This window comes from Chloroflexota bacterium (genome assembly GCA_026708035.1).
Taxonomy (GTDB): Bacteria; Chloroflexota; UBA11872; order UBA11872; family UBA11872; genus JAJECS01.
The window spans coordinates 166,547-179,145 of record JAPOVQ010000035.1; the positions used below are offsets into that span (position 1 = coordinate 166,547).

The following is a 12,599-nucleotide window of genomic DNA, read 5'->3' on the forward strand; positions in this document are numbered from 1 at the left end:
CCTAGTGTCCGCATCACCCATCCAATTCGCCGACCGCATCTCGGCCCTGCCGCCCTATCTCTTCGCGGAGCTCGACAAGCTGCGCGACGCCAAGCGCGCCGAGGGCGTGGACGTCATCAGCCTCGGCATCGGCGACCCCGACCTGCCGACGCCGTCGCCGATCGTGGCGGAGCTCGAGCGGGCGGTGCGCGACCCCGCCAATCACCGCTATCCCGAGTACTACGGCCTGGACGAGCTCCGCGCCGCCATCGCGGATTGGTACGCCCGACGCTTCGACGTCACCCTCGACCCGGCCACCGAGGTCGTGCCGCTCATCGGGTCCAAGGAAGGCATCGCGCATCTGCCGCTCGCGCTGATCAACCCCGGCGACACCGTGCTCATGACCGATCCGGGCTATCCGGTCTACGCCATCGGCACGATGCTGGCCGGGGGACGCTCGCACATGGTCCCGCTCACCGCCGAGAACGCCTGGCTGCCCGATCTCGAGGCCATTCCGGTGGAGGCGCTGGAGGCGGCCAAGCTGATGTGGCTCTGCTATCCCAGCAATCCCACGGCGGCCATCGCGCCGTTCGAATTCTTCGAGCAGGCCGTGGCCTTCGCCCGCCGCCACAATCTGGTGCTTGCCCAGGACGCAGCCTACTCCGAGGTGACCTACGACGGCACGCGCTGCCGCAGCATCCTCGAAGTGCCCGGCGCGAGCGACGTGGCCGTCGAGTTCCACTCGCTCTCCAAGACCTACAACATGACCGGCTGGCGCATCGGCTGGATGGTCGGCAATGCCGAGGTGGTCGAGGCGCTCGGGCGGGTCAAGACCAACGTGGATTCGGGCATCTTTCAGGCCGTGCAGCTCGCGGGGATCGCCGCGTTGGACGTCTCGCAGCGTTGGATCGACAGCCGCAACGCCCACCTGCAACGGCGGCGGGACCTCGTGCTCGACGCGCTTCGTGCCTCGGGGCTGCAGCCGGAGACGCCCAAGGCCAGCCTCTATCTTTGGTCGCCGGTGCCCGAGGGCATGACGTCGGTTGACTTCGCGCACCAGCTCATCGAATCCGCCGGAGTCATCGTCACGCCGGGCGTGGGCTTCGGCGCCGGCGGCGAGGGCTATTTCCGCATCTCCCTCACCACGCCCGACGACCGCCTGCAGGAGGCTCTGGATCGAATCGCCGCGCTCACCTTCTGAGAGCGGTCCGCTCCAGGCTCGCGAGCGGGCCTTTCTTGTGGGCATCGACGGCCTCGCGTCGCTGGGCGATTGGCCAGCCGAGACCTCGCTGGATGAGCTGGCCCGATTGGTCGATACAGCCGGCGCATCGGTTGCCGGACGCCGCTGCGTCAGGATTCGCGAGCCCAGTCCCGCCACGCTGATCGGTCAAGGTCAGTTGCAGGAGTCCATCCAGGCCAGCCGCGCCGCCGCGGCGAACGTGCTGGTGATCGACGCCGAGCTGCTCCCGCGCCAGCAGCGCAACATCGAGCGCGCCTTTGAGGGCAAAGTGCTCGACCGCACCGGCGTGATCCTGGACATCTTCGCCGCCCGCGCGCAGACCGCCGAAGGCCGCCTGCAGGTGGAACGCGCCCAGCTCGAATACCTGCTGCCGCGCCTATCGGAGTTGTGGGTCCAATTCTCCCGCCAGCGGGGCGGCATCGGCCCCTTCCGCGGTCCGGGCGAGACGCAAATCGAAACCGACCGGCGGCTCTATCGCGACCACATCCGCGACATCGACGCCCGGCTGAAGCGCGTGCGCGAGCAGCGCGGCAGCCGCCGGCGCCGGCGTCGCGACGCCGGCCTCAACGTCGCCGCGCTGGTGGGCTACACCAACGCCGGCAAGAGCTCGCTGCTCAATGCGCTCACCGACGCCGCGGTGCTGACCGAAAACCGGCTCTTCGCCACGCTCGATCCGACCACCCGGCGGCTGCAGCTTCCCCAAGGCGGGGAGCTCTTGCTCACGGATACGGTTGGGTTCATTCAGCGCCTGCCGCCTCGGCTCGTGGACGCCTTTCGCGCCACGCTCGAAGAGGTGCTCGAAGCGCAGTTCCTGGTGCATGTCGTGGACGCGGCGGCGCCCGACATGCTGCGGCAAGTGCAGGTGGTGGAAGACACGCTCAGCGAGATCGGCGTGAACGCCCGGCCCGTCATCACGGCTCTCAACAAGAGCGATCTGGCCCCGGACGTGGATGTCGCCGACTTTCCCAACGCGGTGCGCGTCTCCGCGCTCACCGGGCAGGGACTGGAAGAGCTTCGGGATCGGCTCGGAGAGGCGGCGCGCGCGTCGAGCGTGAACCTCACCGTGCGGATCCCCTACGCCGACAGCGAGCTGGTGAGCCTGTTTCATCGTCGCGGCGCGGTCGTGCGCGAGGCGCATGAACCGGACGGGACCCGGATCGAAGGCACGCTGCCGGCGGCCTTGGCCGGTCGCTATGACCACTACCGCGTCGAGGCCGAGGCCCCATGACCGCACGTGGCCGAATCCACATCGGCGTCGCGAGCGGTGACATCACGCCAAGGGTGGGCGTTGACCTGTCGGGGTTCAGTCCGCGCATGGGGTCTGCCCTCGGCGCAAAGGACCCACTTGAGCTGCATGTCCTGGCAGCTACCAGTGGGGGCTCGACCGTGATGCTGGCGGCGTTCGACCTGGTCGGGCTCACGCCGGCATGGATTCAGCGGACTCGCGAGCGCGTCGGCGCGGCAACGGGGATATCGGTCGACCACCAGATGTACGCCTGCACCCACGGGCACGGGGGACCGGAAACCGGCGTGCTGCCGCCCATGGGCGACACGGACGACGACTTTCTCGAGGATCTGTCGGCGACTACCGTTGCCGTCGCCGGGGCAGCCCTGGAGCGGCAAACGCGCGCGGAGATCGTTGTTGGTTTTGGAACCTGGCTTGCCGGGGTCAACCGACGCTCGCGGCAGGTGGCCCCGGACGGACCCGGTGACGGATGGCCGCACGAAATCGACCCAACGCTCATTGCGGCGCAGGCGCGCGATGGCGGCGGCCAGCCCGTCGTCACGTTGGTGAACTATGGCTGCCACCCCACGAGCAGCCGCGAGCGCATCTTCTCCGCGGACTACCCCGGCCACCTGCGGCGTCGCGTGCAGCTGATCACCGGCGCGCCGTGCATCTTCATCAATGGGGCCGGCGCCAATGCGAATCTGCGCTTCACGGATCCCCGAGCGCGCGGCTACGGCGAGTCCCGCAGCCACGGCCACGCCCTCGCCCTGACGGCGGTCCGGGCCCTCCAGACAGCGCGCCCATCGGCCTCGGCCTCGGTCGCCGCAGCAACGCAAGGGGCGCTGCTTGCACACGCCGAGTTGCCGAGCCCCGAAGCAGCCCGCGCAATGCGTGCGGCAGGTGAAGCGCGCGTCGCAGCCGCCGACAGCGACGTGATGCGTCGTCACTACCAGGCCTACGAAGTCGAGCACGCCGAGCGCGTGCTCGCAGCCCACGACGACCCGGCGTGGACCGGCCGGCAGGAGGTCGAGCTTCAGGCGCTGCGAGTCGGCGACCTGGCCGTCGTCGCCACGCCGGTGGAGCTGTTTGCCGCGGATGGGCAGGCCATCCGGTCCGGGTCACCGGCGCCGGCAACCATCGTGGCCGGATGGAGCAACGGCAACTGGGGCTACCTGCCCACCCGCCGCGTGGCCGCGCACGGCGGCTATGAGGCCGAAACCGCCCATCCCTGGTACCAGCAGCCGGCGGCCTGGACGCCGGAGAGCGGCGACGCGCTGCGCGCCGCCGCGCTAGCGTCTCTCGCGAAGCTATTTGGGGAAGATTCGAACTAGTCCCTGAGCCACGCCCCAATCCGTTCGCCCTGAGCTTGTCGAAGGGGCTGCTTAACGGATTGGGGCGGATGCACGCCGTCTGCCCCTCATCGATCGGACGCTTACTAACGCGCCAGCTCCTCGGGCGACCGGCGTCGGCGCCGCGCGCGTGCGGACGCCTCGTCCGCCGGCACGCTGAACCGATCGAAGACCTCGCGCAGATGCGCCGTTTCGTAGTGGGCGTAAATCCGCTTGGTCGTATCCGGCGAGGCGTGTCCCAGGATGTCCTGCACGTGCGAGAGATTCGCGCCGCGATTGAGCAGCGAAGTGGCCTTGAGGTGACGGAAGCCGTGGGTGGTGGCCGTCACTCCGACCGCCGCCCCGTAGCGCTTCACAATCTTCCAGACCGACTGCGGCGATAGGCGGAGGCGTTCGCCTCCCCGGCCCGGGTCGCGCGGCGCGCCGTGGTGGCGGATGAAGAGCGGCACGTAGGCATCGCGCCGCAGCCCCAGGTAGGCCCGCATCGCCTCCCGCGCGTCGTCATCGAAAAAGACCACCCGCTCGCGCCGCCCTTTGCCGGTGATCAAGGCCTGCTCGGCGTGGCCGTCGTCGACGTCCCGGCGATCGAGCCGCGCCACCTCCGCGCGCCGCATTCCCGTGCCGTAGAGCACTTGCACCAGGGCGCGGTCGCGGGCGAAGCGCAGGCGCGTCTCCTCGCCGGCATCGGCGGGAATGAGTTTCGGGAGCTCGTTCTTGACATAATCAACGACAAGCGCCAGCGCGTCGTCGACCCGCGGCGTGCGATAGCGCGGCGCGGACCGCACGCCGTGGAGGCGCTCCACGGCACGCTCGATCGAGACGGTGGTCAGCGATCCCTCGCGCAAGCAATGCCGCAGGAATGCGCGCGCGGCGGCCACATAGGTCTGGATGGTCGCCTCACGCTCGGGCCCAAGCTCGTCGGCCAGCGCCAGATAGAAGCCCTCCAGCGAGCCGTCGTCCAGCCGGTCGAGCGTGATCTCCGCGGCTCCGGCATCCTGGCGCGCCCACGCCACAAAGCGACGCAAACCGGTGGCATAGGTGCTTCGCGTCCGCGGGGATTTGGCCCGCAGACTGTCCAGGAAGCGCTCGGAAGCAGCTTGCAGCGTTCGATCCATGGCGTTGACTTTACATAACAAAATCACCGGTGTCAAGCCGCCGTTACTGCCGCCGGGGAGTCACTCTGAGTCCGTCATTCCGGCGAAGGCCGGAATCCAGTTCAGTTGCTCCGGTGCGGCCGAGGAATGCCGGATTCTGGACCCCGGCATCCGCCGGGGTGACGACCTAACGTCCCCGCGATCAGGCGTCCTCCAGCAATCCTCCGGCCTCCGCCGCCCGCCAAAAGGCGTAGTCGGCGTGGTGGACGATGGTGTTCTCCAGACTGCGTTCGACGAGCTCGCCCTCGCCGGAGTGGGCGCCCGCCATGTGCGCCACCTCTTCCGGAAGCCCCACCGTCAGGCAGATGTGGACGCCGTAGGCCGGATGGCGGATCGACGGGCGGCCGGCTCTCCTGGGCGACGACTGCCAACGCGCCTGGTTCTCAGGGTCGAATTCCCAAGGCTTGCCCACGTCATGACACAGCGCGCCGGCGATGAGCAGATCGCGGTCGACGTGGAGTTCGGGAAACTGCCGCTGCAGCTCGTCTCCCAAGACGATGGCCAGCTGGGTCACCCCGCGAATGTGGTCGGCCTGGGTGCCATTGATGAGCGTCGGCATTCCCGGGTTGCCGGACGCCGGAATATCGGCGATGGCGTCGAAGCTGCTGCGGTTCAGCGCCACGGCCCACGCCTCCACGACCTTCTCACGCAATTCCGGGTCGACGATCTCGGCGATCTGCGGCAGCTCGTGTCTCACGTGCTCGCGCTGCTCATTGGTAGTCGACATGACGCACCCTCGCGGCGGCAATCGATGCAGTGTGCCCCAGCTCGAAAGTGCCCGGCGACTCCCTGGCAGCAGGCCGCATTCGTTCCGTCATTCCCGCGAAGAGCCTGCCCCGTACTTGATACGGGGTGGGAATCCACCCTCTCAGTTCACCCGCGCGCGCGCCAGGTACGCAGCCGGGCCGTCGTGTCACGGCCCCGTAGCCGCACCGGGCCGCAGGCTATAGATAGTAGAACTAATGCGTATTAGTTCTACTAATGCGAAAACCGCCCTGGTGCGAGAGAGGTGGGGCGATGAGCTAATTGCACGCCGCCTCTCCATGTGTAGAGTCCATGCATATTTTCGGCGTCCTAAACTAGCTGCCGAATGCCCCGTTGTGTAGTGTTGCCCACTACTGTGGCCTGATTGGGGACCAATAGGTCCACGAAATGCGGATTCATGGCAGTTGCTGGAATGGTCTTAGGAATTCTGAGCGCCCTAATTGCTTGGATTCCTTATTTGGGAACTTATGGGGCGCTTCTGGGGGTGCTCATCGGAATTCCGCTCTCGTGCTTCGGGCTCTTGAAGAGCGAGAAAACCGAGCGTGGTCGGGGAATGGCAATTGCCGGACTCGTACTAGGCCTATTCGCCGTGGTGCTGATTGCCATATCAGCGCCGCTATGGGCTGCCGGCGGAGTAATGACATTTGGAATCGAACGGTAGCCTCACGCACCAGAGGCGCCGACCAGGCAGCTGGCGGCCTCAATCGCCCGAAAGCGATTGTCAAAATCCACGCTGCCGTCGTCCTCGCTCGTGGTCAGCGTCACGCCGCGCTCGAAGACGGGCTGGTTGCCGGCCATGAAATCGGGCTCGTAGACGTCCCGGTCCACGTATTCGGCGGTGCGCCCGTCCGCCCAGCGGACCGAATAGATCGTGCGCGGCAACTCTATGGGCGTCGCATCCGGTCGCCGCAGGCGGTGGATGAGATCCTCATCAACCGTGACGCCGAGTCCCGGCCCATCGGGCACCGGCACGTAGCCATGCTCCACCGGCAACGGCTCGGTGAGCAGGTCGTAGGCGTAGGTGTTGAGGCAGCTGATGGCCGGCCAGCGCGCGGCCGGCAGCACCGCGCCCAGGTGCATGGCGAAGGCCGTCGTGATGCCCGTGCCCACCAGCTGCAGCCACAGCGGCATGTTGGCGGCGGCGGCCTGCGCCCCCTGGTGCAGGCAGGTCGCGGCGCCGCCACTCACGACGAAGCCGTCGCACACGCCCTCCTTCACAGCCGTCAAGAACGGCGGGGAATCGAAGTGCATCGCGATCGGTCGCGGCACGGACGCTCGCAGGGCGCGGTTCCCGCCGATGTCGGTCTGCGGAATCGGCGTTTCAAAGATCGCGACCTTGGGATAGCCGGCCAGCGTCGTAAGCACCGAAGTTGCGTGTCCGGCATCGACCAGCAGCGCGTTGAAGTCCAGGTCCAGCTTGGCGTGCGTGGGCGTGGCGGCGCTGACGGCCTCCACCTGCTCGATGATGTCGAACCACGGACGCGCTTTGAGCTTGAACGCGGTGTAGCCCGCCTCGATGCCGGCGCGAGCCTCCGCCGCCCAGTCGTGCGGCGGCATGTCGTAGCACCACCAGGCCAGGGGGCAACGCGCGCGCACGGCGGAGCCCAGGAGCCGGTGCACGGGCACTCCGAGCGACTGCCCAACCAGGTCGAACAGTGCCTGCTGCAGGCCGGCGCCGAGCGAGTCGTCCCAGAGCAGATCGGCTGGATTCGCACCCAGGGCGCGCTCCACGCCCGCGTCGGTCACCACGCCCCACGTGTAGTGCGGCAGGGTCTCGCCCCACCCCACGAGGCCGGTGTCGGTGGTAACTTTGCATACCTCGGACAGGGCCCAATCGGCCAGCCCGCGCCGCATGTGGCGTCCCGCCGTGGGCGTGTGACCAGCGTCGACGACAATTCGCTCGATGCGCGTAATCCGCATTCCGGCACCTGATGGCTGTGGCGCGCCACAGTCTCGCACGCTTGTTCGGCGGGCCGCCGACAGCGGCGACGCTGGCCCCAGCGGGGAGAGTTCACGCCCAAATGCCTCATCCCTCGTCGCTGCTCGGACGCCGGCGGCTCTTGGCCTATGTCGCCGGACTTGGGCTGGCAACCGTCGTGCCCGTGACCGCGCGCCCGGCGCCCGCCGTGGAAGCCCTTTCGCTCCCAATCGCCGGGGAGTCGTCACCCCGAACCTGGTGGCTCGACCAGTGGTACGGCAACACCACGTTTGCCTACCGCATGCGCCGCAGCATCTACAACGAGGGTCAGGGGCTGCATTTCGGAGTCGACTTCGGCATGGCATGCGGCACGGAAGTCATCGCCGCGGCCGATGGCGTCGTGCGCGAGATCGGCGGCGTGCGCCGCGCCTGGCCGCTGCACGTATCCGTCGATCATCCCGGGCTCGGCATAACAACCATCTACGGACATCTGTCACGAAGCCTCGTGTCGCACATTGGCGAGAGAGTTCGCCGCGGACAGGTGATCGGCGAAAGCGGCGACTCGGTGACATATGCCTGCAGCGGTTCGCCGCACCTGCACTTCGAGATCAGATACGACGCCATGCGCGCCAGCACCAACCCCTTGCCGTGGGTCGCCGCCGATTGGCCCGCGATCTACGCGCCTCGAGGGGGGCTCCCGTTCCAGATCGATCTCCAAAATCCTGCGCGCTGGCAATCGATCTACGACCAACCGGACGTGCGCTTCGGCGGGCCCTATCTCAACGAGTTCGAGCTACCGTGGCCACCGGCATAGACCCGGCGACCGTGCGGGTGCAGGCGGCGGTTTTGCGGCCGGTGCACCCCGGCTGGTTCTGGTCGCCTGGTGGGGACGAGGTCTGGATGCTCGACGTCGACGACGCGGGGCAGCCCTATACGCGAGCGGTGAACGTCCAAACAGGTGATGAGCGGGTCGTCTCGCACCTGTGGGGGACGTTTTCGAGGACAGGGCGCTACATCCTGACCGCCGGTCAACAGCACGAGACTGCGCGCGTGCACGACCGCAACACGTTGGCTACATGGGAAGTGCCACGGATCGGCAGTCATCCGCTCTCGAATCCGGCGGAGACGCACCTGGCCGGCAGCCTATGGAACTCAGGCGCCATCGCGCCCTTCATGTATCCGGCGGACGTGGTTCGCACGCGGATGGATGGCGGGGATCGCCGGGTCGTGGCCCAAGTCTTGGGCGGCGTCGCCGGCTGGCGGGCCGACGGCATGCTGCTGGTGATCGGCAGCGACAGCCTGGAGGCAGAGACCACCCTCCGCGTCATAGGACCGGAGGACCAGCTGCACGAGCAATGGCCGCTCGGTCGCCAGGTGCTCGCCGCGAATGTCTCTCCCTCCGGACGGTACATGACGTTCGCGGTCGTCCTCGACGAGCGCGGCCGCAACGGACAGTTCGTCATCGACCTGTTCAGCGGCCGCAGATGGACCCTGCCGTCGCGTATGAGCCTGCGCTGGCTGCCGGATGAGAGCGGCCTCTTGGCCGTATCCCTCCGACGAGCGCCGGGCCGCCCGTTTCGCCTTTGGCGACTGGCGGTCCCCGGGTTCTATGTGGAGGGCGCGCTCACGGATCCGGATCGACACGACATCGACATGGAGGTGCTGGACTGGCGGATCAGCCCCAACGGCGCCGCCCTGGCCTTCCGCGCGGCGCGTGAGGCGCACCTGCACGTCGTCACGTGGGAGCGCGCCCGGGCCAACTGAGCCTTGGGTTCTAGCCGGCCGGGGTCCAGTTCACGTCCGGCGAGCGGTTGGCCGTCACTTCGTCCAGCCGGCGAACGGGCGCCGTCGTAGGCGCGGCGTGCAGCAAATCCGGAGCCGTCTTGGCCTCGTGGGCCACGCTGATCAGGGCCTCCGCGAACTGGTCCAGCGACTCGATCGATTCGGTTTCCGTCGGCTCGATCATCAACGCCTCGTCGACGATCAGCGGAAAGTACACCGTGGGCGGATGGACGCCGTAGTCGATGAGCCGCTTGGCGATGTCCGTGGTGCGGACGCCCAGCCCTCGCTGCCTCGTGCCCGACAGCACCACCTCGTGCATGCAGATCCGGTCGTAGGGGATGTCGAAGTGCGGCGCCAGTCGCGCCCGCAGATAGTTGGCGTGCAGCACCGCGTCATCCGCGACCTCACGCATTCCCTCGCGTCCCAGGCTGCGAATGTAGGTGTAACCGCGGATCAGGTTGCCGACGTTGCCGACGTGCGAATGCACCCGGCCGATGCTGTCGGGACCCGCCGGCTCCAGGGCATAGCCCGCATCCGTCTGGACGATACGCGGGCCCGGCAGAAATGGCGTCAGGTGCGGCTGCACGCCGAGCGCCCCCGCCCCGGGCCCGCCGCCGCCGTGGGGCGTGGTGAAAGTTTTATGTAAATTCAAGTGCATCACGTCGATGCCCAGATCGCCGGGCCGCACCCGGCCCAGCATCGCGTTCATGTTGGCGCCGTCCCCATACACCTGCCCGCCGGCCGCATGGACGCGCCGCGTGACCTCCAGGATTCGCTGCTCGAACAGGCCAAGCGTGGTCGGCAGCGTGAGCATCAGGGCCGCCACATCGTCATTGAGCTTGGCGTCAAGCTCGTCCAGGTCGATGTTGCCGTCCGGCGCCGTGCCCAGGGGCTCCACGCGCATCCCGGTCATCGTGGCCGTGGCGGGGTTCGTGCCATGCGCCGAGTCGGGCACCAGCACCGTCGTCCGACGCTCACCGCGACTGCGCAGCCAGGCCTGGATGCAGAACAAGCCGACCATCTCGCCCTGCGAACCCGCCGCGGGCTGCGTGGTGACCGTGGCGAAGCCCGCAATCTCACCCAGCAGGGCTTCCAGATCATGAATGAGCGCAAGCAGCCCCTGCACCGACGCCTCGGGCTGGTAGGGATGCGGCTCGAGCAGTCCTGGCAGACGCGCCGTCACCTCGTTGATCTTGGGGTTGTATTTCATCGTGCAGGAGCCCAGCGGATAGATCGCCGTGTCGATGCTGTGATTGCGCTGCGAGAGGCGCACGAAGTGACGCATGACGTCGATTTCCGAGACCTCCGGCAGATCCAGCGTCTCGCGGATTTGACTCTCGGGCAGCACCGCCGCCGGATCGACGGCGTCGAACTGCGGCAGCGGCGGTCGCACGCCGGGCCGGCCGGGACTGGCCAGCTCGAAGATCAACGGCTCGCTAGCCACGATGCACCGCCTGCCAGGCATTCGAAAGCGCCTCGAGGTCGGCGCTTGTCGTGAGGTCCGTCGCGCACACCAGCAAGGCGTCATCGAGCACGGGATCGATCCGGCCCAGCGGATAGCCGCCGAAGACCCCCTGGTCCGCCAGCGCCTTGACGGTCTCCTCGCCGCCGCGTGGCGTATGCACGATGAACTCGTGAAAGTAGGGCGCTGCGCTCGAGATGGTGGCCCCAACGTTCCTGAGAGCATCCGCGCACCGATGCGCCGCGCTCAGGCTTCGCGTCGCGAGGGCGCGCACGCCCGCCGGCCCCAGGGCGCTGATCGAAATCGCCGCCCCAAGCGCTACCAGGGCCTGGTTGGTCGTGATATTCGAGGTCGCGCGTTCGCGCCGGATGTGCTGCTCGCGGGTCTGCAGGGTCAGCACGAATCCCTGCTGCCCGTCGAGGTCGGTCGTCCGTCCCGCAATACGCCCAGGCAGGCGGCGAATGAACGCCTGCCGCGTGGCAAGCATCCCCGCGCCCGGCCCGCCGTATGCGGGCGGGCCGACCAACGATCGCAGCTCGCCCGCCACGATATCGGCCCCCAGTTCGCCCGGAGGCGTGAGCAATCCAAGCGAAATCGGGTCCGTGACGACGTAGACGATCTTCGCCCCGTGACGTTTGGCGGCCTCCACCACCGGCGCCGGATCCACCACCCATCCGAAGAAATCGGGGCGCTGCAGCACCACGCAGGCGGTCGTATCGTCGATGGCCGCCGCCACCGCCTCGATGTCCGGCGCCACGTCATTGCCGGTCCGCATCCAAGCGTCGACGGTGCGCAGCTTCACGCCGACCGCTTGGGTGTAGGTGGCCGCGACCTCCCGGTAGGCCGGATGCACCGTGCCGGCCATGACGACGCCGGAGCGGCGGGTGATGGCCCGGCACATGAGCACCGCCTCGGCCACCGCGGTGGCGCCGTCGTAGAGCGAGGCGTTGGCCACCTCCATGCCCGTGAGCCGGCAGACGAGACTCTGAAACTCGTACATCGACTGCAGCGTGCCCTGCGTCATCTCGGCTTGATACGGCGTATAACCCGTGTACCACTCGGAGCGCAGCAGCAGTTGATCCACGAGCGCCGGCACGTAATGGCGGTAGAACCCGGCCCCTAGGAAACTGGGAACGCCCTCGGGGACCCGGTTCTGCTCGGCCAGCCCGCGCACCTCGCGCAACACGTCGACCTCGGGCAGGGCCTCGGGCAAATCGAGCCTGGGATCGCGGTAGGCGTCAGGGATATCGACGAACAGGTCATCAATCGAATCAACGCCGATGGTCCGCAGCATGCGCGCGCGATCGGCGTCGGTGCTAGGCGAGTAGCTCATCCACGAATGCGTCGTAGGCCTCGGCGTCCAGCAAATCCTCGATGGCCGTGTTGGCGTCATCCGGACGCACGCGGATCAGCCAGCCCTCGTGAAAGGGCGAGCTGTTGACCAGCTCCGGCGCGCCGTCGAGCGCTGTATTGACCGCGATTACTTCCCCGGCCACCGGCGCGTAGAGCGGCGACACGGCTTTCACGGACTCAACGGTGCCGAATTCGTCCATCACCTCGACGTGGAGGCCTTCGGCGGGAAGCTCCACATACACCACGTCGCCCAGTTCGTCGGCGGCATAGCGCGTGATGCCCACGACGACGTCATCGCCGTCAAATCGAGCCCATTCGTGCTCGCGCGAATAGCGCGCGTCGGTTGGGCTGGTCATGAAATCCCGTCTA

Annotated in this window: 11 protein-coding genes; 5 read left to right on the plus strand and 6 right to left on the minus strand. The window is 67.9% G+C overall.

The window, feature by feature from the left end:
• Positions 1–4: 4 nt before the first annotated feature.
• The 3 genes from OXG33_14445 to OXG33_14455 are packed head-to-tail and all read left to right on the plus strand — an operon-like array spanning position 5 to position 3,778.
• The gene (locus OXG33_14445; protein MCY4115114.1) at positions 5–1,180 is read left to right on the plus strand and encodes an LL-diaminopimelate aminotransferase; all 1,176 of its coding nucleotides are present in this window, start codon (positions 5–7) and stop codon (positions 1,178–1,180) included.
• Positions 1,181–1,217: 37 nt separating this feature from the next.
• Positions 1,218–2,447: a GTPase HflX gene (gene hflX, locus OXG33_14450; GenBank protein MCY4115115.1), complete on the plus strand. Its 1,230-nt coding sequence runs from the start codon at positions 1,218–1,220 to the stop codon at positions 2,445–2,447.
• Positions 2,444–3,778, plus strand: a complete 1,335-nt coding sequence (locus tag OXG33_14455) for a hypothetical protein (GenBank protein ID MCY4115116.1) — start codon at positions 2,444–2,446, stop codon at positions 3,776–3,778. Before hflX ends, OXG33_14455 begins: the two co-directional genes overlap by 4 nt.
• A gap of 104 nt (positions 3,779–3,882) precedes the next feature.
• Here OXG33_14455 and OXG33_14460 read toward each other — a convergent pair whose 3' ends face one another.
• The 3 genes from OXG33_14460 to OXG33_14470 all read right to left on the minus strand — a co-directional run bounded on the left by OXG33_14460 (position 3,883) and on the right by OXG33_14470 (position 7,635).
• Positions 3,883–4,938 (minus strand): tyrosine-type recombinase/integrase, encoded by a 1,056-nt coding sequence (locus OXG33_14460; GenBank protein ID MCY4115117.1) that lies wholly within the window; start codon positions 4,936–4,938, stop codon positions 3,883–3,885.
• Positions 4,939–5,092: 154 nt separating this feature from the next.
• The gene (locus tag OXG33_14465) at positions 5,093–5,677 is read right to left on the minus strand and encodes an HD domain-containing protein (GenBank protein MCY4115118.1); all 585 of its coding nucleotides are present in this window, start codon (positions 5,675–5,677) and stop codon (positions 5,093–5,095) included.
• A gap of 701 nt (positions 5,678–6,378) precedes the next feature.
• Positions 6,379–7,635, minus strand: coding sequence for an enolase (locus OXG33_14470; protein ID MCY4115119.1), 1,257 nt, complete (start codon positions 7,633–7,635; stop codon positions 6,379–6,381).
• 101 nt (positions 7,636–7,736) lie between these two features.
• On the opposite strand from OXG33_14470, the gene OXG33_14475 reads away from it, so the two are divergent.
• Together OXG33_14475 and OXG33_14480 are read left to right on the plus strand one after the other, a co-directional pair.
• Entirely contained in the window at positions 7,737–8,447 is a 711-nt protein-coding gene (locus OXG33_14475) for a M23 family metallopeptidase (GenBank protein MCY4115120.1), read from the plus strand.
• Positions 8,432–9,397 carry a hypothetical protein gene (locus tag OXG33_14480; GenBank protein MCY4115121.1) on the plus strand — a complete coding sequence of 322 codons (966 nt, stop codon included), beginning with the start codon at positions 8,432–8,434 and terminating at the stop codon, positions 9,395–9,397. Before OXG33_14475 ends, OXG33_14480 begins: the two co-directional genes overlap by 16 nt.
• Before the next feature lie 10 nt (positions 9,398–9,407).
• Here the strand turns inward: OXG33_14480 and gcvPB are convergent, their stop codons facing one another.
• From gcvPB to gcvH, 3 genes are read right to left on the minus strand one after another with little or no spacing between them, the layout of a single operon-like run.
• Complete coding sequence (gcvPB, locus tag OXG33_14485; protein MCY4115122.1) at positions 9,408–10,880, minus strand: aminomethyl-transferring glycine dehydrogenase subunit GcvPB; 1,473 nt, start codon at positions 10,878–10,880, stop codon at positions 9,408–9,410.
• A complete protein-coding gene (gcvPA, locus tag OXG33_14490) occupies positions 10,852–12,210 on the minus strand; it encodes an aminomethyl-transferring glycine dehydrogenase subunit GcvPA (protein MCY4115123.1) in 1,359 nt (452 codons plus the stop codon). The genes gcvPB and gcvPA overlap by 29 nt, the downstream gene beginning before the upstream one ends.
• Positions 12,194–12,586 carry a glycine cleavage system protein GcvH gene (gene gcvH, locus OXG33_14495; protein ID MCY4115124.1) on the minus strand — a complete coding sequence of 131 codons (393 nt, stop codon included), beginning with the start codon at positions 12,584–12,586 and terminating at the stop codon, positions 12,194–12,196. The genes gcvPA and gcvH overlap by 17 nt, the downstream gene beginning before the upstream one ends.
• Between the last annotated feature and the right edge of the window lie 13 nt (positions 12,587–12,599).

Excerpts from the sequence above, each read along its gene's own strand:
- OXG33_14465 (MCY4115118.1), bottom strand. The coding sequence starts at position 5,677 with ATGTCGACTACCAATGAGCAGCGCGAGCACGTGAGACACGAGCTGCCG.
- OXG33_14455 (MCY4115116.1), top strand. The coding sequence starts at position 2,444 with ATGACCGCACGTGGCCGAATCCACATCGGCGTCGCGAGCGGTGACATC.
- OXG33_14470 (MCY4115119.1), bottom strand. The coding sequence starts at position 7,635 with ATGCGGATTACGCGCATCGAGCGAATTGTCGTCGACGCTGGTCACACG.
- gcvH (MCY4115124.1), bottom strand. The coding sequence starts at position 12,586 with ATGACCAGCCCAACCGACGCGCGCTATTCGCGCGAGCACGAATGGGCT.
- gcvPB (MCY4115122.1), bottom strand. The coding sequence starts at position 10,880 with ATGCCTGGCAGGCGGTGCATCGTGGCTAGCGAGCCGTTGATCTTCGAG.
- gcvPA (MCY4115123.1), bottom strand. The coding sequence starts at position 12,210 with ATGAGCTACTCGCCTAGCACCGACGCCGATCGCGCGCGCATGCTGCGG.
- OXG33_14475 (MCY4115120.1), top strand. The coding sequence starts at position 7,737 with ATGCCTCATCCCTCGTCGCTGCTCGGACGCCGGCGGCTCTTGGCCTAT.